This window comes from Pseudomonas sp. CH61, from assembly GCF_059429415.1.
In genome coordinates this window covers 5,355,628-5,381,330 of sequence record NZ_CM182098.1, presented here as the reverse complement: position 1 = coordinate 5,381,330, position 25,703 = coordinate 5,355,628, and the positions used below count along the sequence as shown (strand labels likewise).

General features: G+C 60.2%; 24 protein-coding genes. 8 read left to right on the top strand and 16 right to left on the bottom strand.

The window, feature by feature from the left end:
* Positions 1–88 precede the first annotated feature (88 nt).
* The 6 genes from ilvD to AC5SEM_RS24220 form a co-directional block, all read right to left on the bottom strand.
* Positions 89–1,930 (bottom strand): dihydroxy-acid dehydratase, encoded by a 1,842-nt coding sequence (gene ilvD, locus AC5SEM_RS24245; protein WP_008088424.1) that lies wholly within the window; start codon positions 1,928–1,930, stop codon positions 89–91.
* A gap of 257 nt (positions 1,931–2,187) precedes the next feature.
* Positions 2,188–3,420, bottom strand: a complete 1,233-nt coding sequence (locus AC5SEM_RS24240; RefSeq protein WP_495471440.1) for a multidrug effflux MFS transporter — start codon at positions 3,418–3,420, stop codon at positions 2,188–2,190.
* Positions 3,413–4,390: a diiron oxygenase gene (locus tag AC5SEM_RS24235; protein ID WP_495471439.1), complete on the bottom strand. Its 978-nt coding sequence runs from the start codon at positions 4,388–4,390 to the stop codon at positions 3,413–3,415. Before AC5SEM_RS24235 ends, AC5SEM_RS24240 begins: the two co-directional genes overlap by 8 nt.
* The gene (locus tag AC5SEM_RS24230; RefSeq protein ID WP_495473500.1) at positions 4,387–5,460 is read right to left on the bottom strand and encodes a SagB family peptide dehydrogenase; all 1,074 of its coding nucleotides are present in this window, start codon (positions 5,458–5,460) and stop codon (positions 4,387–4,389) included. Before AC5SEM_RS24230 ends, AC5SEM_RS24235 begins: the two co-directional genes overlap by 4 nt.
* 437 nt (positions 5,461–5,897) lie before the next feature.
* The gene (locus AC5SEM_RS24225) at positions 5,898–7,094 is read right to left on the bottom strand and encodes a class I SAM-dependent rRNA methyltransferase (RefSeq protein ID WP_077574923.1); all 1,197 of its coding nucleotides are present in this window, start codon (positions 7,092–7,094) and stop codon (positions 5,898–5,900) included.
* 172 nt (positions 7,095–7,266) lie between these two features.
* Positions 7,267–7,806, bottom strand: a complete 540-nt coding sequence (locus AC5SEM_RS24220) for a type 1 glutamine amidotransferase domain-containing protein (protein WP_077574922.1) — start codon at positions 7,804–7,806, stop codon at positions 7,267–7,269.
* Between the two features lie 228 nt (positions 7,807–8,034).
* On the opposite strand from AC5SEM_RS24220, the gene AC5SEM_RS24215 reads away from it, so the two are divergent.
* From AC5SEM_RS24215 to AC5SEM_RS24205, 3 genes are all read left to right on the top strand, one after another.
* Positions 8,035–8,847 (top strand): HDOD domain-containing protein, encoded by an 813-nt coding sequence (locus tag AC5SEM_RS24215; RefSeq protein ID WP_177412531.1) that lies wholly within the window; start codon positions 8,035–8,037, stop codon positions 8,845–8,847.
* 12 nt (positions 8,848–8,859) lie between these two features.
* Positions 8,860–9,672 (top strand): bifunctional DNA-formamidopyrimidine glycosylase/DNA-(apurinic or apyrimidinic site) lyase, encoded by an 813-nt coding sequence (gene mutM, locus AC5SEM_RS24210; RefSeq protein ID WP_007913582.1) that lies wholly within the window; start codon positions 8,860–8,862, stop codon positions 9,670–9,672.
* A gap of 69 nt (positions 9,673–9,741) precedes the next feature.
* Positions 9,742–10,065: a multidrug transporter gene (locus AC5SEM_RS24205; RefSeq protein WP_495471438.1), complete on the top strand. Its 324-nt coding sequence runs from the start codon at positions 9,742–9,744 to the stop codon at positions 10,063–10,065.
* Between the two features lie 124 nt (positions 10,066–10,189).
* Here AC5SEM_RS24205 and AC5SEM_RS24200 read toward each other — a convergent pair whose 3' ends face one another.
* The 5 genes from AC5SEM_RS24200 to AC5SEM_RS24180 form a co-directional block, all read right to left on the bottom strand.
* Positions 10,190–10,441: a YfhL family 4Fe-4S dicluster ferredoxin gene (locus AC5SEM_RS24200; protein ID WP_003195146.1), complete on the bottom strand. Its 252-nt coding sequence runs from the start codon at positions 10,439–10,441 to the stop codon at positions 10,190–10,192.
* Positions 10,442–10,582: 141 nt separating this feature from the next.
* Positions 10,583–11,062, bottom strand: a complete 480-nt coding sequence (gene coaD, locus AC5SEM_RS24195; RefSeq protein ID WP_003229157.1) for a pantetheine-phosphate adenylyltransferase — start codon at positions 11,060–11,062, stop codon at positions 10,583–10,585.
* A gap of 115 nt (positions 11,063–11,177) precedes the next feature.
* The gene (locus AC5SEM_RS24190) at positions 11,178–12,773 is read right to left on the bottom strand and encodes a GMC family oxidoreductase (RefSeq protein ID WP_495471437.1); all 1,596 of its coding nucleotides are present in this window, start codon (positions 12,771–12,773) and stop codon (positions 11,178–11,180) included.
* Positions 12,774–12,892: 119 nt separating this feature from the next.
* Entirely contained in the window at positions 12,893–13,438 is a 546-nt protein-coding gene (locus AC5SEM_RS24185) for a twin-arginine translocation pathway signal protein (protein ID WP_212620838.1), read from the bottom strand.
* A 29-nt stretch (positions 13,439–13,467) separates the two neighbouring features.
* The gene (locus AC5SEM_RS24180; RefSeq protein ID WP_495473499.1) at positions 13,468–14,916 is read right to left on the bottom strand and encodes a coniferyl aldehyde dehydrogenase; all 1,449 of its coding nucleotides are present in this window, start codon (positions 14,914–14,916) and stop codon (positions 13,468–13,470) included.
* A 128-nt stretch (positions 14,917–15,044) separates the two neighbouring features.
* On the opposite strand from AC5SEM_RS24180, the gene AC5SEM_RS24175 reads away from it, so the two are divergent.
* Both AC5SEM_RS24175 and AC5SEM_RS24170 read left to right on the top strand, forming a co-directional pair.
* On the top strand, positions 15,045–15,716 hold the full coding sequence (locus AC5SEM_RS24175) for a TetR/AcrR family transcriptional regulator (RefSeq protein ID WP_007913599.1): 672 nt from the start codon (positions 15,045–15,047) through the stop codon (positions 15,714–15,716).
* Positions 15,717–15,748: 32 nt separating this feature from the next.
* The gene (locus tag AC5SEM_RS24170; RefSeq protein ID WP_495471436.1) at positions 15,749–16,603 is read left to right on the top strand and encodes a sulfurtransferase; all 855 of its coding nucleotides are present in this window, start codon (positions 15,749–15,751) and stop codon (positions 16,601–16,603) included.
* 98 nt (positions 16,604–16,701) lie between these two features.
* On the opposite strand, the gene AC5SEM_RS24165 is transcribed toward AC5SEM_RS24170, so the two are convergent.
* The 5 genes from AC5SEM_RS24165 to AC5SEM_RS24145 all read right to left on the bottom strand — a co-directional run bounded on the left by AC5SEM_RS24165 (position 16,702) and on the right by AC5SEM_RS24145 (position 22,058).
* A complete protein-coding gene (locus AC5SEM_RS24165) occupies positions 16,702–17,553 on the bottom strand; it encodes an AraC family transcriptional regulator (protein WP_495471435.1) in 852 nt (283 codons plus the stop codon).
* Positions 17,550–18,545: a hydrolase gene (locus tag AC5SEM_RS24160; RefSeq protein WP_495471434.1), complete on the bottom strand. Its 996-nt coding sequence runs from the start codon at positions 18,543–18,545 to the stop codon at positions 17,550–17,552. Before AC5SEM_RS24160 ends, AC5SEM_RS24165 begins: the two co-directional genes overlap by 4 nt.
* A 63-nt stretch (positions 18,546–18,608) precedes the next feature.
* Complete coding sequence (rsmD, locus tag AC5SEM_RS24155) at positions 18,609–19,223, bottom strand: 16S rRNA (guanine(966)-N(2))-methyltransferase RsmD (protein ID WP_116028413.1); 615 nt, start codon at positions 19,221–19,223, stop codon at positions 18,609–18,611.
* The gene (locus tag AC5SEM_RS24150) at positions 19,223–20,710 is read right to left on the bottom strand and encodes a M16 family metallopeptidase (protein ID WP_495471433.1); all 1,488 of its coding nucleotides are present in this window, start codon (positions 20,708–20,710) and stop codon (positions 19,223–19,225) included. The genes rsmD and AC5SEM_RS24150 overlap by 1 nt, the downstream gene beginning before the upstream one ends.
* The gene (locus AC5SEM_RS24145) at positions 20,703–22,058 is read right to left on the bottom strand and encodes a M16 family metallopeptidase (protein ID WP_025112091.1); all 1,356 of its coding nucleotides are present in this window, start codon (positions 22,056–22,058) and stop codon (positions 20,703–20,705) included. Before AC5SEM_RS24145 ends, AC5SEM_RS24150 begins: the two co-directional genes overlap by 8 nt.
* A gap of 344 nt (positions 22,059–22,402) precedes the next feature.
* Here AC5SEM_RS24145 and ftsY point away from each other — a divergent pair, with 344 nt between their 5' ends.
* Genes ftsY through ftsX form a run of 3 tightly spaced genes read left to right on the top strand, consistent with a single transcriptional unit; the run spans position 22,403 to position 25,658 of the window.
* On the top strand, positions 22,403–23,968 hold the full coding sequence (gene ftsY / locus AC5SEM_RS24140) for a signal recognition particle-docking protein FtsY (RefSeq protein WP_495471432.1): 1,566 nt from the start codon (positions 22,403–22,405) through the stop codon (positions 23,966–23,968).
* Entirely contained in the window at positions 23,965–24,636 is a 672-nt protein-coding gene (gene ftsE / locus AC5SEM_RS24135; protein ID WP_003229148.1) for a cell division ATP-binding protein FtsE, read from the top strand. Before ftsY ends, ftsE begins: the two co-directional genes overlap by 4 nt.
* Positions 24,633–25,658: a permease-like cell division protein FtsX gene (gene ftsX, locus AC5SEM_RS24130; protein ID WP_077574909.1), complete on the top strand. Its 1,026-nt coding sequence runs from the start codon at positions 24,633–24,635 to the stop codon at positions 25,656–25,658. Before ftsE ends, ftsX begins: the two co-directional genes overlap by 4 nt.
* Positions 25,659–25,703: the final 45 nt, after the last annotated feature.

Sequence of the window (25,703 nt, the reverse complement as noted above, 5' to 3'; positions counted from 1 at the left end):
ATTTGATCTGCAGTGACTTTGGGATTTCGGTCAGACAAAAAAATGCCCCGCACTCAGGCGGGGCATTTTTGTATTCGACGCTTAACGCTTACAGCCCGTCGAGCATCGCTTTGTTACGCACAGCACCTTTGTCGGCACTGGTCGCCAGCAGGGCGTAAGCCTTGAGGGCGGTCGTCACCTTACGTGGACGAATCTCGACCGGTTTCCAGCCTTTCTTGTCCTGCTCGGCGCGGCGCGCGGCCAGTTCTTCATCGCTGACCAACAGGTTGATCGAGCGGTTCGGAATGTCGATCAGCACTTTGTCGCCGTCCTGCACCAGACCGATCGCGCCACCGGCGGCGGCTTCTGGCGAAGCGTGGCCGATGGACAGACCCGAAGTACCGCCAGAGAAACGCCCGTCGGTGAGCAACGCACAGGCTTTGCCCAGGCCTTTGGATTTCAGGTACGAAGTCGGGTAGAGCATTTCCTGCATGCCCGGGCCGCCTTTCGGGCCTTCGTAGCGAATGATGACGATGTCGCCAGCCTTCACTTCGTCAGCGAGGATGCCGCGCACGGCGCTGTCCTGGCTTTCGAAAATCTTCGCGTTGCCTTCGAAGACGTGGATCGATTCGTCGACACCGGCGGTTTTCACCACGCAACCGTCGAGGGCGATGTTGCCGTACAGCACGGCCAGGCCACCTTCTTGCGAATAGGCGTGTTCGAAACTGCGGATACAGCCGTTTTCACGGTCGTCATCCAAAGTTTCCCAGCGCGTCGACTGGCTGAACGCCGTCTGCGTCGGGATACCGGCAGGGCCGGCCTTGAAGAAGTGATGCACCGCTTCATCGGTGGTCTGGGTAATGTCCCATTTGGCGATGGCTTCTTCCATGCTGCGGCTGTGCACGGTCGGCAGGTCGGTGTGCAGCAAGCCGCCACGGGCCAGCGAACCGAGGATGCTGAAGATGCCGCCGGCGCGGTGTACGTCTTCCATGTGGTACTTCTGGATGTTCGGCGCGACTTTGCACAACTGCGGGACGGTGCGCGAAAGACGGTCGATGTCGCGCAGGTCGAAATCGATTTCCGCCTCTTGGGCAGCAGCGAGCAAGTGCAGGATGGTGTTGGTCGAACCGCCCATGGCGATGTCGAGCATCATCGCGTTCTCGAACGCCTTGAAGTTGGCGATGTTGCGCGGCAATACCGATTCGTCGTTCTCGCCGTAGTAGCGTTTGCACAGTTCGACGATGGTACGGCCGGCCTGCAGGAACAGCTGTTCGCGGTCGCTGTGGGTGGCGAGGGTCGAACCGTTGCCCGGCAATGCCAGGCCCAATGCTTCGGTCAGGCAGTTCATCGAGTTGGCGGTGAACATGCCGGAGCACGAACCGCACGTCGGGCAGGCACTGCGCTCGTACTCAGCGACTTTCTCGTCAGAAGCGCTTTCGTCGGCGGCGATTACCATGGCATCGACGAGGTCGAGACCGTGGGACGCGAGTTTGGTCTTGCCGGCTTCCATCGGGCCGCCGGAAACGAAGATCACCGGAATGTTCAGGCGCAAGGCAGCCATCAACATACCCGGGGTGATTTTGTCGCAGTTGGAAATGCACACGATGGCGTCGGCGCAGTGGGCGTTGACCATGTACTCGACGGAGTCGGCGATGATTTCGCGGCTCGGCAGCGAATACAGCATGCCGTCGTGACCCATGGCGATGCCGTCATCCACGGCGATGGTGTTGAATTCTTTCGCTACACCGCCGGCGCGTTCGATTTCGCGGGCGACCAGTTGGCCCAGATCCTTCAGGTGCACGTGACCCGGTACGAACTGGGTGAACGAGTTGGCAATCGCGATGATCGGCTTTTTGAAGTCGTCATCTTTCATCCCCGTGGCGCGCCACAGTGCGCGGGCACCGGCCATGTTGCGGCCGTGGGTGGATGTTTTCGAGCGGTAATCTGGCATGGAGCACTCCGGGCGGCTAATCAGGTATCAAAAGGGAGTGAGCTTCTATTGACGTCTGGAACACTCAGAAATGACCGTGTGTCCGTGAAGTTGCCGATGACGTTGCGGGATCGCCGCTGGTCTCAGCCTGAGCTCATAAACCCGCCGGGGGATGAATGGCGATGAATCAGCCGATTCTACACCGCTGGCGTCTGGAGGGAATGGCGCAAAGCATTGTTCCAGTGCAGACGGCGTGTGTGGGATGACGACCGGCGGGTTTAATCACCGCCGGTCTGTGCAACGACATTGGCTTCTACGTTTCTTGCGCGGCGGCTGAGTCGGTTGTTGAGCACCAGCGCTGTCGCGCTCAATAGCACAAAGCTGTAGCCCAGCGTTGATTGCAGATTGGCCGGACTGAGGCTGATCAATGCGCTGATAAGCCCGCCACAAATAAAGATGATCGTGCTGCCCGCCGAGGCCGAGGTGCCGGCGTTTTCAGGAAACAGGCCCATGGCCCGAGAGGTGGCAGCGGGACGGGCGATGGTGGTACCCGCCGTGCAGATCAGCATCGGAATCAACACCGTGGCCGGCGCCAGCGCATGATTGGCCGCCAGGTACAGCATCGCCAGTCCCGACAGCAGTATCAGGCTCAGCCCGGTGAGGATTTGCTGAACCGGCGTGATGCGTCGATTGAGTACGGCGGCAAGAATGCCACCAACCACATAGGCAGCGCCGTAAACCAGCAGGATCAGTGAAAAGTCATACGGCGCGAGTTGCAATTGATCCATGAAGATCAACGGCGAAATCACGATGAAGGAGAAGTGGCAGGCGAAGGCAAACGCTGAAATCAGCCAGTAACCGACAAATTCGAAATCCCCCAGCACGCGGCGGTAGGACTGAATGAAACCGAGGCGCACGCCACTGTTAGCCGGTCGGCTGTTCGGTAAAAACAGCCAGGCCTTGATCAACACTGTTGCGGACAGCGCGGTAAACACCCAGAAGCTGCCGCGCCAGCCGAGTGTGGCCTGCAGAAAGGTGCCCGCCAGCGGCGATACCGAGATGAATATCCCGGTGGCCGTGACCATCAGAATCCGCAAACGATCGCGTTCCTCACCTTCGAACAGATCCTGCACCAGCGCCTGGGACAGCACGAAACATCCACAGCCCAAGGCCTGCATCACTCGAAAGACCAGGAACAGCGAGTAATCGGAGGTCATCACGCAACCGAGCGCGCCAAGCATCGATACGCTCATGCCGGCGAGTAACAAGCCCTTGCGCCCGATCACGTCCGAGAGTGGGCCGATCAAGACCTGAGCAAATGCGATCCCCACGGCGAACAGACTGATTGACAGTGCGATGTCTGCCGGTGAATGGCGAAAGTGCGTCGCCAGTGCCGGAAAGGAAGGAAGCAGCACATCCAGTGGAAACACGCCCAACAGCACCATGGCCAGTAACAGGCTGACAGCGGCGCGGCGCTGTCGGGTGGTTGCCACGGATTTTCCTTTATCCATCGATCAGTCCTGCCTTGGCGAAAAGTTTCTGGTTATGGGGAAGGGCAAAAAAACCGGCCTTGCGCAGTGCATCCAGCGTAGCGATGGAACCTGATCGTGCACGCGCACGATTGGCGTGCACCGTTGCCATGCTGCCGGCGATTTCCATCACGTCACTGTCAGCGATGCCGGCTCCTCGCAGACTCTGTTGCAGCCAGCGTTCGTCCGCCTCGAAAAAAATCCCGATGATTTCCAGCAGTGTTCTGCTCGCAAAGGTGCGCTGCCTGCTGTTCATCGACAGCCAGAAGTAATGGAACGCTTCGGCGAAGTAGCGACTGTGGCGGGCTTCGTCGGCCAGATGGTCACGCAGCATGTCGTTGACGCTGGACACCAGACTGTCTCGGCAGACGTCCAGCAGCTCCCGGGCAATGATGGTTTCCGAGACGAAACCCAGCAGAAACCATGCCAGTGCCCGGCTCTTTTCTGGCGTGCGGGCAATCAGCGCATTCAGGCGGGTGATGCGCTGCGGAGTCGCCGGCCGTCCGGTGATTCCATAGAAATTGGCGATCTGCTCAGCGAGCCGATTGGAGAACAGCGCGTGGTAACCCTCGTCGGTGTAGAGCTGCAGCGCCGCGTGCTTCATCGGCAGAGGCACATAAATGGGCAGTTCGCGGTGCACGATGACTTCCACGGCACGATTGACGATGCGATGTTCGAGCAGGGTGGTGTAATCGAGAAAGTGCACCAGGTGGTTGGCTGACAGCCGGTGCAACACATCGCGCCCCGCCGCCTGAATGGCCGGATGTGCCAGATAAGGCAGAAACGCCGGTGGAAACCAATGGCGGGTTTGCAGTTGCAGCGGCACATCGTCGGGCAATTGATAATCATGGGTACTGCTGCGCACGGAGGCACGGCTGTCCCAGTCTCCCAGGGTGAATTTGAGCGCCCAGGACACCGGTGCTTGATCTGCGTCGGTAATCGACTGGGTCATGCTTGCCCCTCGCGCAACAGATCGCGCATTTCGTGACACATCACTTGCCCGTCGCTTTCTCCACAGCCAACAAAAAACAGCGGCTGTTCAGCGCTGCCCTCGATATTGAGGAGTGCTTCGACCTGCTGGTCGGCAAACGCGCCGGTCAGCCAGGTATTGAGGCCCAGTGCTGTGGCGACCAACTGGAAGGTTTGCGACAGGTGACCGGCCTCGACGAAGGCCATCCGATAGGCGCGCGAGTGTTCGTACTTCCACCAGAGCCGGTCGAAACGGGCGGTGATGAACAACCCCAGCGGCAGGTTGTTGATGAAATGCTGACCGCCGAGCAGGTGGCCCAGCGCTGGTTCAGGTAATGGACTGACCCGGCTCAAGGTATGGTCGGCCGGATGGTAGACATAGATGCCGGGATCCAGGCCGTCGACGTTCTGCACCAGCAGGAAGCCTTCGCAAGCGTTCAGGCCGCCGGCGGAAGGACTGCTGCGACGAGCGCTGAGTCCGACGGCGATACTGTCGTCGCGATCATTGTCACGTTCGTGGAGATAACCGAGGGAAAGGTAGAGCAGGGTGCCGACGTCATTCAGCGTTATTGCTGCGCCTGTGTAGCTGCGGCAGGTTTTGCGCTGGAGCAGAACATTTCCCAGGCTTTCGTCATTCAATGCGCACGGCGCGGGCAGGGCGATACGCTGCTCGGGTGCGGGCGTCGGGCGGGCTGTAGTGGGCTGAGGGGTGGCCAGTACTTCGTTGCAGTGCGCCAGATATTGTCTGGACCACTCGTGAATATTCTGTGGGGTATGTTCGCAGGGAATGTTTTGCGTGCCGATGTGATAAATCTTCGACAGTTCATCCCAACCCCATTGCGGACTGTCTATTTTTGAAATGGTTAGAATGCCCGCGCTTAATAGTTGTGTGTCTATTATGTTGTGGGTGTCGAAGAGTTCCGGGTTGTGGATTAGTTGTGCAAGTCGATTGGCATAATCCAGATCGAGTTCATGCTGAGTATGGTTTTTATAGTTCCACACAATTTGCCCGGGTGAGCGCGGCAATATAAATAAGTAAGGGTTGATGTACATATCTGTCAGTTCACTCTGGAAAAAGTCAAAAGGACGCCGGGATGCCGGCACTTCCCAGCGTCCTGACTTACTTAGCGGGCTTTAGGGGCAACCAGAAAAGCCAGGTTCGCGATTTTTTTACTTTCCAGAGAAATACTTTTCATGATGTGAACTCCTTGTTCATTGATGGTTGAAGTCACCTCGTGGTGACAACTTCATAATAGTTTGTAATGGATTATTGGCAAGCGGATATTAAGTAGGAAATTTCCAGTAATTTTGTCGGAGTAATCTTTAGCTGGAAATGCACTTGTAGGGTAAGTTTCAGTGATTAAAGGATGTAAGGAAATATCCTGCACGTCAGCAAGAAAATAATTGTAGGAAGTCTTGATGAATAGCGAAGAGGCAGGGCAGCGTGCAAAAAAAAGGGAGCCTGCTGGCTCCCCTCATATCCGCGTGTATCAGCTGTTGGGCAGCAGGCGGCAGGTGATGCTCTTGATGTAGCGCGTTTCGGCGATGGCCGGGTGTACCGGGTGATCCGGGCCCTGACCGCCACGCTCGAGCAACTGGATGTTGCGATCCAGATGACGGGCGCTGGTCAGCAGGATGTTCTGCAGGTCATCTTCCGGCAAGTGCATCGAGCACGATGCGCTGACCAGGATGCCATCCTTGTTGAGCAGGCGCATGGCTTGCTCGTTCAGGCGGCGGTAGGCGCCTTCGCCGTTTTTCATGTCTTTCTTGCGTTTGATGAATGCCGGCGGATCGGCAACGATCACGTCGAAGCGTTCTTCGCTGGCTTTCAATTCTTTCAGGGCTTCGAAAACGTCGCCTTCGATGCAGGTCATCTTGTCGGCGAAGCCGTTCAGCGCGGCGTTGCGCTCTACGCCGTCGAGGGCGAAGGCCGAAGCATCGACGCAGAACACTTCGCTGGCGCCGAACGCGGCAGCCTGCACGCCCCAGCCACCAATGTAGCTATAGAGGTCGAGGACGCGTTTGCCTTTGGCGTAAGGAGCCAGACGGGCGCGGTTCATGCGGTGGTCGTAGAACCAGCCGGTTTTCTGACCCTGAATGACCGGGGCTTCGAACTTCACGCCGTTCTCTTCCAGCGCCACCCACTCCGGCACCAGGCCGAACACAGTTTCGACGTAGCGGTTGAGGCCTTCAGCATCACGGGCCGCGGAGTCGTTCTTGAACAGGATGCCGCTTGGCTTGAGCACTTGGGTCAATGCCGCGATCACGTCATCTTTATGTGCTTCCATGGTCGCCGAGGCGATCTGGACCACAAGGATGTCGCCGAAACGGTCAACGACCAGGCCTGGCAGTAAGTCGGAATCGCCGTAGACCAGACGATAGAACGGCTTGTCGAACAGACGCTCGCGCAGCGACAAAGCGACGTTCAGGCGGTGCACCAGCAGCGACTTGTCCAGCGACAGCTTGATGTCGCGCGACAGCAGGCGGGCGCAGATCAGGTTGTTCGGGCTCATCGCTACAATGCCCAGCGGCTTGCCGCCGGCGGCTTCGAGGATGGCTTGATCGCCGGCCTGGAAGCCGTGCAGAGGGGTGGCGGCTACATCGATTTCGTTGCTGTAGACCCACAGGTGACCGGCGCGCAGGCGACGGTCGGCGTTGGCTTTGAGGCGCAAGCTAGGCAGGGACATGACGTCGCTCCGGAAAAAAGAGCGGGAGTATAGCGTGTTGCGACTTGTGCCGGGTTTGATGAGCGATGAAACGCTGATGGCCCTTTCGCGAGCAAGCTCGCTCCCACAGGGGATTTGTGGCGGACACAAGACCAATGTGGGAGCGAGCTTGCTCGCGAAGCGGTTTTGACTTCTACGCCGACAGTGCGTCGATCAGCTCTTTGTTGAACGCCGGAATATCATCCGGCTGACGGCTACTGATCAGGTGACCATCCTTGACCACTTCTTTATCGACCCAATTGGCTCCGGCATTGACCAGGTCGTCCTTGAGCGTCTTGTAACTGGTCATGGTTTTGCCGTTGACCAGCCCCGCCGAGATCAGCAACCAGCCGCCATGGCAGATCACCGCAATCGGTTTGCCGGCCGAGGCGCCGGTCTTGACCAGGTGCTGGGCATCCTGATCGATGCGGATGGTGTCGGAGTTTTGCACGCCGCCCGGCAGGACGATCGCGTCGTACTGTTCGCTGCTGGCGCTCTGGAAGGTCTGATCGACCTTGAAATCATCCGCCGGTTTGTCGTGGTTCCAGCCTTTGACCTTGCCGGCCTCGGTGGAAAGGATGTCGACCTGGGCGCCGGCTTGCTCCAACGCTTGCTTGGGACCGGTCAGTTCGACCTGCTCGAAACCGTCTGTTACCAAAAAAGCGACGCGCTTGCCGTTGAGGGAAGTGGCCATCGATAAGCTCCTGAGTCTGTGGGAGTTTGCCGCCGCAAGGGATCGCAGTGATCCGTTGGGCATTACAGATTCCGAAGCCGTGGCCTGAATGAAAGTTCCTGACAATTGCCCACTGGTGTGTCGTCGCGCGGTTTTTAGAGGTTAGAATCGCCGCCTGTCCCAGAGTGTGTACTTATGTCCCAAGAGCTGACCACCGAACAGATTCAACAATCGCTGCAAGGCATCAGTGTGCCTGCGCAACCGCAGATCATGGTGGATCTGCAAATGGAGCAGTACATGCCCGACCCCGACCTGGAGGTGATCGCCAAACTGATCGCCCAGGATCCAGGGTTGTCCGGCTCGCTGCTGAAAATCGTCAACTCGCCGTATTACGGTCTGAGCAACAAGATCACCTCGATTCAGCGCGCGGTTAACCTGCTGGGCAGCCGATCGATCATCAACCTGATCAACGCGCAGTCGATCAAGGGCGAGATGAACGACGACACCATCGTCACCCTCAACCGTTTCTGGGACACCGCCCAGGACGTGGCGATGACCTGTCTGACGCTGGCCAAACGTATCGGTACTCAAGCCGGCGACGAGGCTTACGCCTTGGGTCTGTTCCACGATTGCGGCGTGCCGTTGATGTTGCAGCGGTTCCCCAATTACATGACGGTTCTGGAAAAGGCCTACGCCAATGCCGGCGCCGAATGTCGCGTAGTGGACACTGAGAACAGCGAGTTCAACACCAACCACGCCGTGGTCGGCTACTACACCGCCAAGTCCTGGCGCTTGCCGGAACACGTCAGTGCGGCGATCGCCAATCACCACAACGCCTTGGCAATTTTCAGCGATGAGTCTTCGCGCAACAGCCAGATGAAAAACCTGCTGGCGATCCTGAAAATGGCCGAACACATTTGCGCTTCGTATCGCGTGCTGGGCAACCAGACCGAAGATTTCGAATGGAACGCCGTCGGCCCGCTGGTACTCGACTATGTAGGGCTGTCGGATTACGACTTCGAAACGCTCAAACAAACGATCCGCGACCTCGGCGCGCATTGATTCGAGGACGCCATGCCTGAACTGCCGGAAGTCGAAACCACCCGTCGCGGGATTGCCCCGCACCTGGAAGGCCAGCGCGTCAGTCGGGTGATCGTGCGTGATCGGCGCCTGCGCTGGCCGATCCCGGAAGACCTCGATGTGCGCCTGTCGGGGCAGCGCATCGTGCTGGTCGAGCGTCGTGCCAAGTACCTGTTGATCAACGCCGAAGTCGGCACGTTGATCAGCCACTTGGGCATGTCGGGCAACTTGCGTCTGGTCGAGGTCGGCTTGCCGGCGCTCAAGCATGAACATGTCGACATCGAACTGGAATCGGGGCTGGCCCTGCGCTACACCGATCCGCGACGGTTTGGCGCGATGTTGTGGAGCAATGATCCACTCAACCATGAATTGCTGATTCGCCTCGGCCCGGAACCATTGACCGATCTGTTCGATGGCGAGCGCTTGTTTCAGCTGTCGCGCGGGCGTTCGATGGCGGTCAAGCCGTTCATCATGGACAACGCAGTGGTCGTGGGCGTCGGCAATATCTATGCGACCGAAGCGCTGTTTGCTGCCGGGATTGATCCGCGCCGCGAGGCGGGAGGGATTTCCCGGGGGCGATACCTGAAACTGGCGATCGAGATCAAACGCATTCTTGCCGCTGCCATTGAGCGTGGCGGTACGACGTTGCGTGATTTCATCGGCGGTGACGGTCAGCCTGGCTATTTCCAGCAGGAGCTGTTTGTCTATGGCCGTGGCGGCGAACACTGCAAGGTCTGTGGCACCGGCTTGCGTGAAGTGAAGCTGGGCCAGCGTGCCAGTGTGTTCTGCCCGCGCTGCCAGAGCTGAGGCAAAAAGCTGAAAAAGTCCTACGGTCTATAGTGAGTTGTCTCACTGTTCAGCCCGAAGGATCGTGCCATGAAATCCTTGCTAGCCCTCTTTGTCACGCTGCTGCTGTGTTCCAGTCTGGCTGTTCAAGCCACGGAAAACGGCAGCGGTGACCCGCGCTACACCATCCAGAATCCACCGGCCTACGCGATGATCGGCGACTTGCTGATTGCCCGACCTTTATTGGTGGTGGCGACGGTGATCGGTGCGGGGGCGTTTGTCGTGTCGTTGCCGTTTACCGCGCTGGGTGGCGGGATTGGCGATGCCGGGCAGGCGTTGGTGGTGGATCCGGCGAAGGCCGCTTTTGTGCGGTGCCTGGGGTGTATCGGGGAGGGGTTTGAGCAGCGTGAGTGAGCTGATCAGGGTTTAACTGTGAGGCTGACGGCCTCATCGCGAGCAGGCTCACTCCTACAATTGAAATGCGTTCCAATGTAGGAGTGAGCCTGCTCGCGATGGCGTCGGTACAGAAGCTGAAAAATCAGGCCTTGCCGGTAATCTTGCGGTACTTCTCCATCAACTGTTCTTCAGTCTCCGGATGCGCCTCGTCCAGCGGAATGCAATCCACCGGGCAGACCTGTTGGCACTGTGGTTCGTCGTAGTGGCCGACGCACTGGGTGCACAGGTTGGGGTCGATCACGTAGATCTCTTCGCCCTGGGAGATGGCGGCGTTCGGGCACTCGGGTTCGCAGACGTCGCAGTTGATGCAATCGTCGGTGATGATCAGGGACATGCTAACTCCAGCCGGGGCGGCAGGCCCGGGCGCTATAAATCAATGCGCGCAATTGTGCCGCATTGGCGCGCGCAGTGCACGCTGCTGCGATCAAGGGCTGTAATCAACAGCCAGGATCGCAGCCCGAGCCTTCGGCAACGCCTACTTCTTGAAGCGTAGGGTCAACGCGTCAGCCACGGCCGGGTGGACGAACTTGCTGATATCGCCGCCCAGCGCGGCAATTTCCCGTACCAGCGTCGAGGAAATGAACGAATAACGCTCGGACGGGGTGAGAAACAGACTCTCCACATCCGGGGCCAATTGGCGGTTCATGTTGGCCAGCTGGAATTCGTATTCGAAGTCCGACACCGCACGCAAACCACGCAGGAACACGTTGGCGTTCTGCTCTTTGGCGAAATGCGCCAGCAGTGTCGAGAAGCCGACCACTTCCACGTTCGGCAGGTGTTTGGTGACCTCGCGAGCCAGTTCGACCCGTTGTTCCAGCGGGAACAGCGGGTTTTTCTTCGGGCTGGCAGCGACCGCAATGATCACGTGGTCGAACAGGCGCGAGGCGCGTTCGACCAGATCGCCATGGCCCTTGGTAATAGGGTCGAAGGTACCTGGGTACAACACTCGGTTCATCGCGTCGTCCTGGCGGGAGTCCGTTGGGGAGTCGGATGGTATCGCAGCCGTCCCGGTCGGCCAAGTCGCCTGTTGGGTAAGAAAGCACTATAGACGATGGCAATAATCGGTTTTTTCACGGGTTTCTCAGCCGATCGACGAGGGATGTCGCCAGTTGCGCAGTGAGGCCATACACCGACAGCTGCGGGTTGGCGCCAATGCTGGTGGGGAACAGCGAGCCGTCGTGGATCGACAGATTAGCCAGTTGATGATGCCGTCCGAGACTGTCGGTGACCGCGCTTTTCGGGTCTTCGCCCATCGCGCAGCCGCCCATGACATGCGCGCTGCCGAGCCGGGTGCGGTACAGCTCAAGGCTCAAACCATCGATCAGCGTGCGCGCTTCGGCCAGGGTTTTCACGTAACGGGCGTCGGCGTGCATCGGCATCACCGATTTTGCGCCGCCGGCGAACTGAATCTCGGCCATGACCTGAAAGGCCCGGCGCAGGCCTTCCCAGGCGTAGGGCGAAACCTGATAGTCGAGCACCGGCGAACCATCGCCACGTAATTCGACTGCACCGCCCGTGCTGTCCGGGTGAAATCCATCACGCAGCAAGGCCAGCATGGCGTGGGTGTGTGGCAGGTCAGCCATGTGTTGCGCGCTTTCCTCACCAAAGCCGCCGAGCAGGGTGGCCGCCAGTGCCGGGTGCAGCGGTGGTACTTCAAGTTTGAAGGCCATCGGCCCGGTGGTGCCGTCCTTCCACTGGAAATGGTCGGAATAGATTGACTGCGGCGCCCCGTAAAACGGGTTGATGACTTCGTCGAAGCGCGCGGCGGACATGTTCACCGGGTGCAGGAAGGTACGTTTCCCCAAGGTTTTATGCGGGTCCGGAGCGTCCGAACGCAGCAACAGCGCCGGGCTGTTGATGCCGCCGCCGGCCAATACGTAATGCCGCGCCTTGACGCTGATCTTGCGCCCGGTCGGTTCGACGCAGCGCTCATCCATCGCCACGCATTGCAGGCCAGTGACTTTGTCGCCGTTGATCAGCAGTTTCTCCGCGCGAGCGAGATAAAGCAGCTCGCCGCCCTTTTCCAGGGTCGCCGGAATGGTCGTGACCATCATCGATTGCTTGGCGTTGGTCGGGCAGCCCATGCCGCAATAGCCGAGGTTCCAGCAGCCGCGCACATTGCGCGGGATCACGTGCCAGCTGTAACCGAGGTGTTCGCAGCCTTTGCGGATCACATCGTTGTTGGCATTGGGCGGGACCATCCACGGCGCGACGCCGAGGCGCTGCTCCATTTTCTCGAACCACGGCGCCATCTCGGCGGGGCTGTGACCTTTGACGTTGTGTTCCTTGGCCCAGTGTTCGAGGGTCGGCTCTGGGGTGCGAAAACTCGAGGTCCAGTTGATCAGCGTGGTGCCGCCGACCGCGCGCCCTTGCAGGATGGTGATCGCGCCGTCCTTGCTCATGCGGCCGATGCCTTCCTGATAGAGGCTGCTGTAGGCCTGGTCTTCAAGCATCTTGAAATCGGAGCTGGTTTTCAGTGGGCCTTCTTCGATCAACAGCACTTTGAAACCGGCTGCGCTGAGGATTTCGGCGGTGGTGCCGCCACCGGCGCCGCTGCCGATGATCGCCACGTCGGCCTCAAGGGTGAGGTCGTCGCTCAACTGTGCGCCGTTGTAGGTTTTCCAGCCTCGGGCGAGGCCTTCGCGGAACGGGTCGGGTACGGGCATCGGTCAGGTTCTCTTGTTTTTGTTGTTCTGGCGGGCCTCATCGCGAGCAGGCTCACTCCTACATTTGGAATGCGACCCCCTGTAGGAGTGAGCCTGCTCGCGATAGGTGCGACTCGGTCTCAGACCGAAGGCGGGCCGGGATAGCCGCAATGCGCCCACGATTCTGCGCGGGTATACCAGGCCATCATCACCATCTGCTGCAACGAGCTATGCCCCATGCGCAGCAGGCTCAACGAGCTGTTTTCCCAACGATCAAGAAAATGCCGCATCGCTTCGGCACTGGCATTTTCCCAACTGCCCCAGATCCCGGTGAGTGGCCCGCGCGTCACCGCCATGCCGAGGACGTCGAACAGCTGCCGGGTGAGTTTGAGCATTTCCGGCGACAGGTGATTAAGGCTGTAGTCCAGCGACTTGAGCGTGCCATCGACAGCGGCCGGCATCTTTTCGGCCACCACGGCGCCGTCGAGCATCACCGGAATCAGTGCGCGCAGAAACAGCAGATCGCCGTCACGCAACGAGACAAAACCGTTGGCCGCGACGCTCGACGAGCAGCCGCTGAGGCTGGCGCCGAGTCCGGCGGTGGCGAGAAACGCCGTGGCGCCGAGGCTGAACTTCAGCAGGCCCCGGCGGGACAGTGCGGGTGTTTCGGTCAGGCTTGGGTGCATTATTTTTATTACCCGGCGGTGACGAAGGTTTAGCGAATGAACAGCTTCTGGATCAGTTTCTGAATCGATGTGCCGTAAGGCGGGTAAATCAGTCGGGCTGCGTTGAAGCGCTGTTTGATCAGCACGCCTTTGGCTTTGCTGAAGGTCAGGAAGCCTTCGTGACCGTGGTAGTGGCCCATGCCCGAAGCGCCGATACCGCCGAACGGCATGTCGTCCTGCGCCACATGCAGCAACGTGTCGTTCAGGCACACGCCGCCGGAATGGGTTTCGTGCAGCACCCGGTTCTGTTCGCGTTTGTCGTAGCCAAAGTAGTAAAGAGCCAGAGGACGTGGCCGCTGATTGATGTAAGCAAATGCCTGCTCGAGATCCTGATACGGCACGATCGGCAGCAGCGGGCCGAAGATTTCGTCCTGCATCACCGTCATCTCGTCGCTGACATTCAGCAGCACACTGTGCGGCATGCGTCGGCCCTGGCCCTGTTCGAACAGCGGAATCAACAGCGCGCCCTTGCTGGTCGCGTCGCTGACGTAGCCGTTGAGCCGCGCCAATTGGCGTTCGTTGATGATCGCCGTGTAGTCCGGATTGTCGGTCAGTGTCGGGTAAAAGCCCTGCACCGCCTGGCGATAGGCTTCGACGAAAGCGCCGACCCGATCTTCCGGCACCAGCACGTAATCCGGGGCGACGCAGGTCTGCCCGGCGTTGAGGGTTTTGCCGAAGGCGATGCGCTCGGCGGCATCCTTGAGCGGTACGTCGCGGGAGACGATGGCCGGCGATTTGCCGCCCAGTTCCAGTGTCACCGGGGTGAGGTTTTCGGCGGCGGCGCGCATCACGTGTTTGCCGATGCTGGTGGCGCCGGTGAACAGCAAGTGATCGAAGCGCAAACGGGAAAACGCCACGCCGATGTCGGCTTCACCGAGCACCACGCAGACCAGGTCTTCGGGGAAAATTCGCGCCAGCAACTCTTTCATCAGCAAGCCGGTGGCCGGGGTTGATTCGCTGAGTTTGAGCATCACTCGATTGCCCGCCGCCAAGGCGCCGACCAGTGGGCCGACGGCCAGGTACAACGGGTAATTCCACGGCACGATGACGCCGACCACGCCGAGTGGCTGATAGACCACTTTTGCCGAAGCAGGCTGGAACGCCATGCCCACCTTGCGCCGCGAAGCTTTCATCCAGCCTTTGAGATGGCGGCTGGCGTAGTGAATGCCGTGCAGGCTCGGCATCAGCTCGGCGAGCAGGGTTTCATCGGCGCTGCGCTGACTGAAATCGGAGCTGATCGCCGCGATCAATGCCTGACGCTCGTTGCTGAGCAAATCACTCAGAGCCTTGAGCCATTGCTGACGCTGGGCGGCGGGTGGCATCGGATTGGCGGCATACGCGGCCCGCTGCGCCTCGAACAACCGGTCCAGCTCGGCCAGCGGTTGTTGCAGCGTTTGCAGGTAAGCAATGTCGGCAGTCATGGTCTGCTCCGGATTTATTGTAGTGATGAACTTTTTAGAGTCTATGCTCTAGAAAGTCAAATGACTTCCTTGCACAGCATTGTTTTATCCATTTCCGGTTAGGTCGTAAGATGCCCCCCAACGCACTCTGAATTAAAGCTCAAGCCATGGCCCCACGAATAAAAACCAGCGAGCGTATCGTGCTGAACAGCCTTGAGCTGTTCAATCAGCAGGGCGAGCGCAGCATCAGCACCAATCACATCGCCGCCCACATGGAGATTTCTCCGGGCAATCTGTACTACCACTTCCCCAACAAGCAGGCGATCATCGCCGTCTTGTTCAGTGAGTACGAAAGCCTCGTGGACAGCTTTCTGCGCCCACCGCAGGGGCGCGCGGCGACGGTCGAGGACAAGCGTTTCTATCTCAAGGAATTGCTCTCGGCGATGTGGCGCTACCGCTTTCTGCACCGCGATCTGGAGCATCTGCTCGACAGCGATCCGGAACTGGCCGCCCGCTATCGGCGTTTTTCCCAGCGTTGCGTGATTCAGGGCGCGGCGATCTACGAAGGTTTCGTCGCTGCCGGGATCCTCGATATGGATCGCGTGCAGATCGAATCCCTGACCCTCAATGCCTGGATCATCCTGACGTCGTGGGTGCGCTTCCTGTGCACCACCCGTGAAAACTCCAACCACCTCAGCGAACAAGCCATTAAACGTGGCGTGTATCAGGTGCTGGTGCTGGAAGCCGGGTTTGTTACCGAGCAGGCGCGAGACGAGGTCAATGCGTTGTTCGAGGAGTTCTACGTGCCGCTGGCCCAGGCCCTTGAAGACGTGAAATAAACCGTTCTGTTGAAATCCCTCAGGAGCCTGTTATGCCGATTGCGCAACTGATCAGCCCGCAAACGCTGGATGACCGCAAGGAACAACCGGGGCTGGTGATTCTCGATTGTCGTTTTGCCCTCGAAGACCCGGACTACGGTCAGCGCAGCTATGCAGAAGGGCACATTGCCGGGGCGAGCTTCGCCGATCTTGAACGAGACCTCAGCGGTAAAGTGGTCAAAGGCGTGACTGGCCGTCACCCGTTGCCCGAGCCGGCGGCGTTGATCGAGCGGCTGCAAGCGTGGGGCATCAACGCTGACAGCGACGTGGTTTTGTACGATGACGGTCCCGGTGCCTACGCGGCGCGGGCGTGGTGGTTGCTGGCGTGGCTGGGCAAGCGCGATGGCGTGTTCATTCTCGATGGCGGGCTCAAGGCGTGGCATGCGGCGGGGCTGCCGCTGAGTCTGGATGCGCCGACGGTTACGACGGGCAATTTCAGCGGTCAGCCGGACATGCAACTGCTGCTTAACGCCGAGCAATTGCAGCAACGCCTTGGGCAGCCAACGCTGACCCTGCTCGATGCCCGGGCTTTACCGCGTTTCAAAGGTGAGGTCGAGCCGATTGATCCGGTTGCCGGGCATATTCCGGGTGCGCAATGCGCGGCGTTCACCGACAACCTCGGCGGCGATGGGCGATTCCTGCCGGCGGATCAACTCAAGCAGCGTTTTGCCGCCAAGCTCGGTGAGCGTTCGCCAGCGGATCTGGTTGCCTATTGCGGGTCTGGCGTGACGGCGTGTCACAACCTGTTTGCGTTGTGTCTGGCGGGTTATCCGCTCGGATCGTTGTATGCCGGGTCGTGGAGCGAATGGATCAATGAACCGGCTCGCGGCATCGCCACTGGCGAATAGTCACCACACATCCCTGTAGGAGTGAGCCTGCTCGCGATAGCGGTGTGTCAGTCACCTTTACCTTTACTGACACACCGCTATCGCGAGCAGGCTCACTCCTACAAGGGAACGGCGTTGTCTGAAGGAAACTGTCGGGCGCTGCGGTACGCGGCGGGTCCGACGCCATAAGCCTGCTTGAACTGCCGACTCAAGTGGCTCTGGTCGGCAAAACCCAATTGTGTGGCGACCTCGACGGGCAGGCAGCCGTGTTGCAGAAGTGCGCGCGCCTGAGCGATGCGTTGCTGCATCAGCCAGGTGTGCGGCGGCATGCCGGTGGCGCGGCGGAACACCCGGGCGAAATGGAAGGGCGACAGATTGACCGCTGCCGCGAGCTCTTCCAGTGACGGTGGCGCCGCCAGTTGCGCGTGCAGCAGTTCTTTGCCCAACAGCACCGCGCGGTGTTCTTTACCCGCTCGACCGGGCACCGGCACCGCTGCATGGCGCTGCAACAGCAGCAACATCATCTCGCGCCACAGCGTTTGCTGTTGCAGCGCGGTGGCCGGGCTTTCCAGCAAACGGTGCAACTGGGCAAAGCCGTTGACCAGATCCGCATCGCGGTACAGCGTGGCGCCAAACGCCGGCAGACTCGTGGTGGACAGCTCCAGCTCATCCAGCAGCGAGACGATTTGCGCCGTATCGGGATAAAACGCCCGATACAGCCAGCCGTCCTCGGTGCCCTTGTGCCCGGTGTGCAGCTCGTCCGGATTGATCAACACCAGTGTGCCGCTGCCGGCCAGATGTTCGGCGCCGCGATAGCGATAACGCTGAGCGCCGGCCATGATCATGCCGATCACGAATCCGTCGTGCACATGCGGGGTGAAACGATGCTCGATGTAGCGTGCCGACAACAACTCGACCCCGGCCAGTGGCGCGGTTTGCCAGAAACGGATCGACTCGCCCTGATCGCTCATGCGGGCACGCGAGACAGCCACTGCGGGATGCGTCGTTCCAGATAGTAACCGGGCTGGCGCAGTGAGCCATCGACGAAGCCAACGTGTCCGCCGCGTGCCTGCAATTCAAATGCAGTCGAGGCCGACAGCTCACTGGCTTGCGGCAAACTGTGCGGGAACACGAACGGATCGTCCGCCGCTTGAATGATCAGGGTCGGCGTGCGGATTTCACCGAGGAAATAGCGGCTTGAGGCGCGGCGATAGTAATCCTCGGCATCATTGAAACCGTGCAATGGCGCGGTTACCCGGCCATCGAAATCCCAGAAGGTGCGCATGTTTTCCAGCGAGCCAAGGGCTGCCAGCGCGGCGAGTCCGTCTTCGCGACCGTCATGCTGAAACTGCCGTTGCTTGTTCTTGATGTAGGCGACCATCTCGCGCATGAAGTGCGCCTGATAGACCTTGGAAAATCCCTGGCCGATGCGGTCGGCGCATTGATCGAGGCGAAACGGCACGGACACCGCCACAGCGCCGAGCACGCCACTGGCGCTACCGGTTTCCCCAAGATGTTTGAGCAGCACGTTGCCGCCCAGGGAGTAGCCGACGGCATACAACGGTGCCAATGGTCGTTTAGCGCGCAGGTGCTTGATGGTTTCGGCGAGGTCTTCGCTGGCGCCGGAATGATAACTGCGCGGCAGCAGATTCGGCTCGCCCGAGCAGCCGCGCCAGTTCAGCGCGACACTGGCCCAGCCTTGATCGGCCAGGGCCTTTTGGATACCCGCTACATAAGGCGAGTTGGAAGAGCCGGTCAGCCCATGCAGCACCAGCACCAGTGGCGCCTCTGCCGTGTGCGGGCCGTGCCAGTCGAGGTCGAGGAAGTCGCCATCCTCAAGCCACAGGCGTTCGCGTTCACGCTCGATATGTACGGTTTTGCGCCACAGCGGTCCCCACAAGGTTTGCAGGTGCGGATTGCCAAGGCCGAAGGCGGGGTTGAAGCGATCTGAAGAGGCGGACACGATGGTTCTCGATGCAGAGCGGCGACCCTGTTGGAAGGGGCGCCGCATATTCAGGCCGGTCGGTTAACCGGCGATCTCTGCCGTACGTTGCCACAGCGCGTAGTAAACCCGGCCGGATTTCTGTTCGCGGTGCAGGCGCCAGTTGCCCGGCAGGCCCAGCGTCGATGGCGCCGTTTCGCTTTCAGTGTAGATCCACGAGTCGGGCGCCAGCCACTGACGCTCTTCGAGCAAGGTGCAAACGGTTGGCAGCAGGTTCTGGTTGAACGGCGGGTCGAGGAATACCAGATCGAATGCACTGGCGGTCTGGGTTTCCAGATAACGCAGGGCATCAGCCGTTTGTACCTGACCGTTGGTGCAGCGCAGGGTGCCGAGGTGTTCTTTCAGGCTGGACACCGCAATGTTGCTGGCGTCCAGCGCTTGACCCATGGCGGCGCCACGCGACAACGCTTCGAGAAACAGCGCGCCGCTGCCGGCGAACGGATCAAGCACCTTGGCCCCTTCAACGTACGGTGCGAGCCAGTTGAACAGGGTTTCACGCACGCGATCCGGCGTCGGGCGCAGGCCCGGCGCGTCGGGGAAGCTCAGCTTGCGGCTGCGCCATTGGCCGCCAATGATGCGCAACTGGTTCACGCCGTTGTGGACGTTATGCGCAGGCTTTTTAGGGGTACGAGTCGCCATTAATGCTCCGGAACCCCGAGCGGTTGCTCGGCAGGTTTATCAGATGGGGCCGGTAACGGCTTTTGCGGCACGGTCGGGCCAGCGGTGACGATGACCATTTTGTCCGTGCTCAGGTGTTTGTTCAGGGCGTCGCGGACTTGTTCCACGGTCAGGCTTTGCGACTGACGCATGAAGTCATCCAGATAGCTCAGCGGCAGATTATAGAAGCCCATCGCGCCGAGTTGGCCGACGATATCGGCATTGCTCGCAGTGGACAGCGGGAAGCTGCCGGCCAGTTCGCGTTTGGCGTCGTCGAGTTCTTTCTGCGTCGGCCCGGTTTTCAGGTAATCGGCGAGCACGTCCTGCACCAGTTTCAGGGTGCCTTCGCTCATTTCCGCGCGGGTCTGCAGGTTGATCATGAACGGGCCACGTGCCTGCATCGGGCTGAAGGCCGAGTACACGCCGTAGGTCAGGCCACGTTTCTCACGCACTTCGCTCATCAGGCGCGTGCCGAAACCGCCGCCACCGAGGATCTGGTTGCCCATCGACAGCGCCGCGTAATCCGGATCGTCACGGTCGATACCCAGTTGCGCGAGCATCAGATTGGTCTGCTTCGACGGGAACTCGATGTGGTTGATGCTGGCCTTCGGTTCCTGCGGCTGAGCGATCTTCGCCAGCGCCGGGCCTTTTGGCAGTGCGCTGGAAACCTGATTGGCAATCGCCTCGGCTTCGGTGCGAGACAGGTCGCCGACCAGCGCGATCACCACGTTGCCGGCCGCGTAGGCCTTGGCGTGGAATTCACGCAATTGCGCGAGGGTGATCTTCGGCACGCTTTGCGGATTGCCGTCGCTCGAATGCGCGTACGGGTGATCGCCGTACAGACGCTTCATCAGCTCAAGGCTGGCGAGTTTGCCGGGGTTCTGTTTCTGGTATTCGAAACCGGCGAGCATCTGGTTCTTGATGCGCGCGAACGAGTCGGCCGGGAAGGTCGGTTTGCCGATGACTTCCGAGAACAGCTTTAAAGCAGGCTCGCGCTTGTCGGCAGCACTCAGGCTGCGCAGCGAGGCCAGCGCCATGTCCTTGAACGCACCGTTGCCGAAATCCGCACCCAGGCCTTCAAAGCCCTGAGCGATGGCGCCGACGTCTTTGCCGGCGACACCTTCATTGAGCATCGCATTGGTCAGCACCGCCAGACCCGAAGCGCTGCCGTCCTGGCTGCTGCCGGCGGCGAAGATCAGGCGCATGTCGAACATCGGCAGCTCGTGGGCTTCGACGAACAACACCTTGGCGCCCTCGGCGGTGTTCCAGGTCTGTACGTCGAGCTTGCGGCTGGCCGGGGCCTTGCCGTCGAGTTCGGTGAGTGATTGCAGCTTCTGGCTGGACTTGGCGTTGTCCAAGGCTTCGCTGGCATTGCTGTCAGCGCCTGGCGTCAGGTACAGCGCGGCAGAGCCGATCACCGCCACGGCGATCAGGCCAAGCAGCAGGCGTGGGGATTTGCGCTTACTCATGAGTCGTCTCCAGTGGCAGGACGTGGGCGACGCTGAGACGTTCGCGGGTGAAATACAGCTTGGCGGCGTTCTGGATGTCTTGCGGGGTCACGCTTTCCAGATCGGCGAGTTCGGTGTCCATCAGCTTCCACGACAGACCGACGGTTTCCAGTTGGCCAATCGCCGTGGCCTGGCTGGTGATCGAATCACGCTCGAAGACCAGACCGGCAATCACTTGCGCACGCACGCGCTCCAGTTCTTCAGCGGACGGCGCGGTGGTTTTCAGCTGTTCCAGCAGTTTCCACAGACCGGCCTCCGCTTGCGCCATGGTCTTTTTCTTCTGCGTGTTCGGGGTTGCCGACAGGGTGAACAGGCTGTCGCCACGGGTGTAGGCGTCGTAGCTCGACGAACCGCCGGAAACCAGCTCTTCACCGCGCTCCAGTTGCGTCGGGATGCGACCGCTGTAGCCGCCGTCGAGCAGCGCCGAGATCAGACGCAGAGCGTTGACCGAGCGCTTGTCTTCAGCCGTGGCGATGCTCGGCACGTTGAAACCAAGCATCAAGCTCGGCAATTGCGTCTGCACGTGCAGGGTGATCTGGCGTTCGCCGGGTTCGGCCAGTTCCAGCGGTTTTTTCGCCGGTGGTACGTCGCGCTTGGCGATCGGGCCGAAATAGCGCTGGGCGAGGGTTTTCACTTCGTCCGGAGTAACGTCACCGACTACGACCAGCGTGGCGTTGTTCGGCACGTACCAGGATTGGTACCAGTGGCGCAGTTCTTCGACCTTCATGCGGTCGAGGTCGGCCATCCAGCCAATGGTCGGCGTGTGGTAGCCGCTGGCCGGGTAAGCCATGGCTTTATAACGCTCGTAAGCCTTGGACATTGGCTTGTCATCGGTGCGCAAGCGGCGCTCTTCCTTGATGACTTCGATTTCCTTGGCGAACTCGTCGGCCGGCAGGCGCAGATTGGCCATGCGGTCGGCTTCCAGTTCAAAGGCCACGCCCAGACGGTCGCGAGCCAGCACCTGGTAATAAGCGGTGAAGTCGTCACTGGTGAAGGCGTTCTCTTCGGCGCCCAGATCGCGAAGGATCAATGACGCTTCGCCGGGGCCGACTTTCTCGCTGCCCTTGAACATCATGTGCTCAAGCGCGTGGGACAGACCGGTCTGGCCCGGGGTTTCGTAGCTGGAACCAACCTTGTACCAGACCTGCGACACCACCACCGGCGCGCGATGGTCTTCGCGCACGACGACCTTGAGGCCATTGTCGAGGGTGAATTCGTGGGTCGGTTGCGGGTCGGCCGCCAGGGCCGAAAGGGGCAGGCAGACTGTGCTGAGCAGCAGGCCTGCAGCGCGGCGGGCTAGAGCATTCATTCGTTTTTTAACCTGTTGGGCTGCCCGCTTGGTCTTAGCGTCGGCGGGCGAGAGGGTGCTAGGATACTGATCCGTTTTACTGGCGACCACGCCTATCAGGTTTTCAGACCTGATCCGGCTGAATGGGTTTGCGGCAGAAAGCTACGGTTTATCGACTAAACTTCGCTTTTTCGCCGAATTTGCCGGTTTAGTCCTTCGTTTATACGATTCTTTGGGGTGCCGCTGGCGCCTCGACAAAATGTTGCGCGTGAACAAGCTGGATGAAACACAGTCTGTTCTGCATCGAATATTTATTTGCCGGGGCGCCCTTATGGCGCGTCGCTACCGTGAGATAGCCGTCCTCCATGTTTGGTTCCAACGACGACAAGAAGACCCCAGCTGCGGCTGGCGAGAAGAAAAGCCTGTTCGGATGGCTGCGTAAGAAACCGCAGGAACCCGTCGTCGAACAGCCGCCGGTGATTCCTGAGCCTGCGCCGGAGCCTGCTCCGGTGATAGAAGAAGAGCCGGCACCGATCGTTCTGCCGATTGCCGAGCCGGTGCTGCAGCCGGTTGAGCCAGAACCCGAGCCCGAAGCGCCTGTGGCGGCTGAACTGCCGCTGACCCCGGCGGCCGAGCCGTGGCTGACCTTGCCAGTGGCGGAAGAACCGGTGGCGTTGGTTGAAGAGGCTGCGCCGCATATCACTCCGGTGATTCCTGCGCCGGCTGCGTTCGTTCCAGAGGTTGTTCCGGCGCCGGTGGTTGAACCGGTTGTCGAGCCTGCGCCGGTTGTTGTTGAGCCTGTTGCGCCCGTGTTTGTTGCGCCAGTTGTTCAACAGCCCGAGCCTGCACCTGCACCTGCACCTGCACCTGCACCTGCACCTGCACCTGCACCTGCACCTGCACCTGCACCTGCACCTGCACCGGTTGTCGCTGCTCCTGTTACTCCAGTTGAAGTGATTGCCGAGGCCCCCGTCGAAGCCCCGCGCACCGAAGAAACCAAAGCCGGTTTCTTCGCCCGTCTCAAGCAAGGCCTGTCGAAAACCAGCGCCAGCATCGGCGAGGGCATGGCCAGCCTGTTCCTCGGCCGTAAAACCATCGACGACGATCTGCTTGATGACCTCGAAACCCGTCTGCTCACTGCCGACGTAGGTGTCGAAGCCACCACGCAGATCATCCAGCGCCTGACCCAGAAGGTCGCCCGCAAAGAGCTGGCCGATGCCGACGCGCTGTACAAATCCCTGCAGGCCGAACTGGCCGCGATGCTCAAACCGGTGGAACAACCGCTGAAGATCGTTTCGCAGAACAAGCCATTCGTGATTCTGGTGGTTGGCGTCAACGGCGCCGGCAAAACCACCACCATTGGCAAACTGGCGAAGAAGCTGCAACTGGAAGGCAAGAAAGTCATGCTCGCCGCCGGTGACACCTTCCGCGCTGCTGCCGTGGAGCAATTGCAGGTCTGGGGCGAGCGCAACAAGATCCCGGTCATCGCTCAGCACACCGGCGCCGACTCGGCTTCGGTGATCTTCGACGCCGTGCAGGCCGCCAAGGCCCGTGGCATCGACGTATTGATCGCTGACACCGCCGGTCGTCTGCACACCAAAGACAACCTGATGGAAGAACTGAAAAAGGTTCGCCGGGTCATCGGCAAGCTCGACGCCGACGCCCCGCACGAAGTGCTGCTGGTGCTCGACGCCGGTACTGGCCAGAACGCCATCAACCAGGCCAAGCAATTCAACCAGACCGTCGAACTGACCGGTCTGGCGCTGACCAAACTCGACGGTACCGCCAAGGGCGGGGTGATTTTCGCCCTGGCCAAGCAGTTTGGCCTGCCGATCCGCTACATCGGCGTCGGTGAAGGCATCGACGACTTGCGTACCTTTGAAGCCGAACCCTTTGTCCAGGCACTGTTTGCCGAGCGGGAGCGTTCATGATTCGTTTCGAACAGGTCGGTAAACGCTACCCGAACGGTCACGTCGGCTTGCATGAGCTGAGCTTTCGAGTCCGTCGTGGCGAGTTCTTGTTTGTCACCGGCCACTCCGGTGCCGGTAAATCCACGTTGTTGCGCCTGTTGTTGGCGATGGAGCGTCCGACCAGCGGCAAACTGCTGCTCGCCGGGCAAGACCTGAGCACCATCAGCAACGCGCAGATCCCGTTCCTGCGTCGGCAGATCGGCGTGGTGTTCCAGAATCACCAGTTGCTGTTCGATCGCACGGTGTTCAACAACGTCGCATTGCCGTTGCAGATTCTCGGGCTGTCCAAGGCCGAAATCGCCAAACGTGTCGATTCGGCGTTGGAGCGCGTGGCGCTGTCGGACAAAACCGATCTGTACCCGGGCGACCTGTCCACCGGTCAGCAGCAGCGTGTCGGTATTGCTCGTGCCATCGTGCACCGCCCGGCCTTGCTGCTGGCGGACGAACCGACCGGTAACCTCGACCCGCGTCTGGCGGCGGAAATCATGGGCGTGTTCGAAGACATCAATCGTTTGGGCACCAGCGTGCTTATCGCCAGTCACGACCTGGCGCTGATCGCACGCATGCGGCACCGCATGCTGACCCTGCAACGCGGCCGATTGATCGGCGACGGGGAGGCCGGGGTATGAGTGCAACACGCAGTCCGAAGGTTTCCGAGCGCGTGGCCCCGAAAGCCGCCGACCCGCAGCCGCCGAAGAAGAAAAAACACGACGAAGACGACGGCCCGGACTTTGCCACGTTGTTCCGTGCCTGGGTCGAAAGTCATCGCGCCAGTCTGCTCGACAGCCTGCGCCGTTTGGGCAAACAGCCGATTGGCAGCTTCTTCACCTGCATGGTGATGGCGGTCGCGCTGAGCCTGCCGATGGGGCTTTCGCTGTTGCTCAACAATGTCGAGCGTCTTGGCGGTTCGTGGCAGCGGGCGGCGCAGATTTCACTGTACCTGCAACTCGACGCCAGCCCTGAGCAAGGCGAGTCGTTGCGTGAACAGATCAAAGGCATGCCCGGCGTAGCTGATGCTGAATATGTCGGTCGCGATCAGGCGCTGGAGGAGTTCCAGCAACAGTCCGGACTGGGCGAAGCCCTGCGTGAGCTGCCGGAGAACCCGTTGCCGGGCGTGGTGCTGGTCACCCCGAACGAAGTCGACAAGCCAACGCTGGAAGCATTAAGACAAAAACTTTCCGAGTTGCCCAAGGTACAACAGGCGCAACTTGATCTAGTCTGGGTCGAGCGTCTGGCCGCCATCCTCAAGCTTGGCGATCGTTTTGTCTTCGGTCTGACGGTGCTTTTGGTTTCCGCATTACTTTTGGTGATAGGCAATACCATTCGTCTTCATATTGAAAACCGCCGCACAGAGATAGAAGTGATTAAACTCGTCGGCGGCACTGACAGCTATGTGCGTCGTCCCTTCCTTTATATGGGCGCGTTGTATGGCTTCGGTGCGGGACTGTTGTCCTGGGGTGTATTGGCGTTCGGCCTGAACTGGCTGAACGATGCGGTGGTTGGACTGGCCGGCTTGTACGGCAGTGATTTCGCGCTGGCCGGAGTGCCAGTTGCCGACGGTCTGTCGCTCTTGCTTGGCGCGGTGCTGTTGGGTTATATCGGTGCATGGATTGCAGTCGCACGCCATCTCAGGGAGTTGGCGCCGAAGTAGAATCTTTTTTGCGCGTGATTGACCTCGCGGTTTTTTTGGGAACTT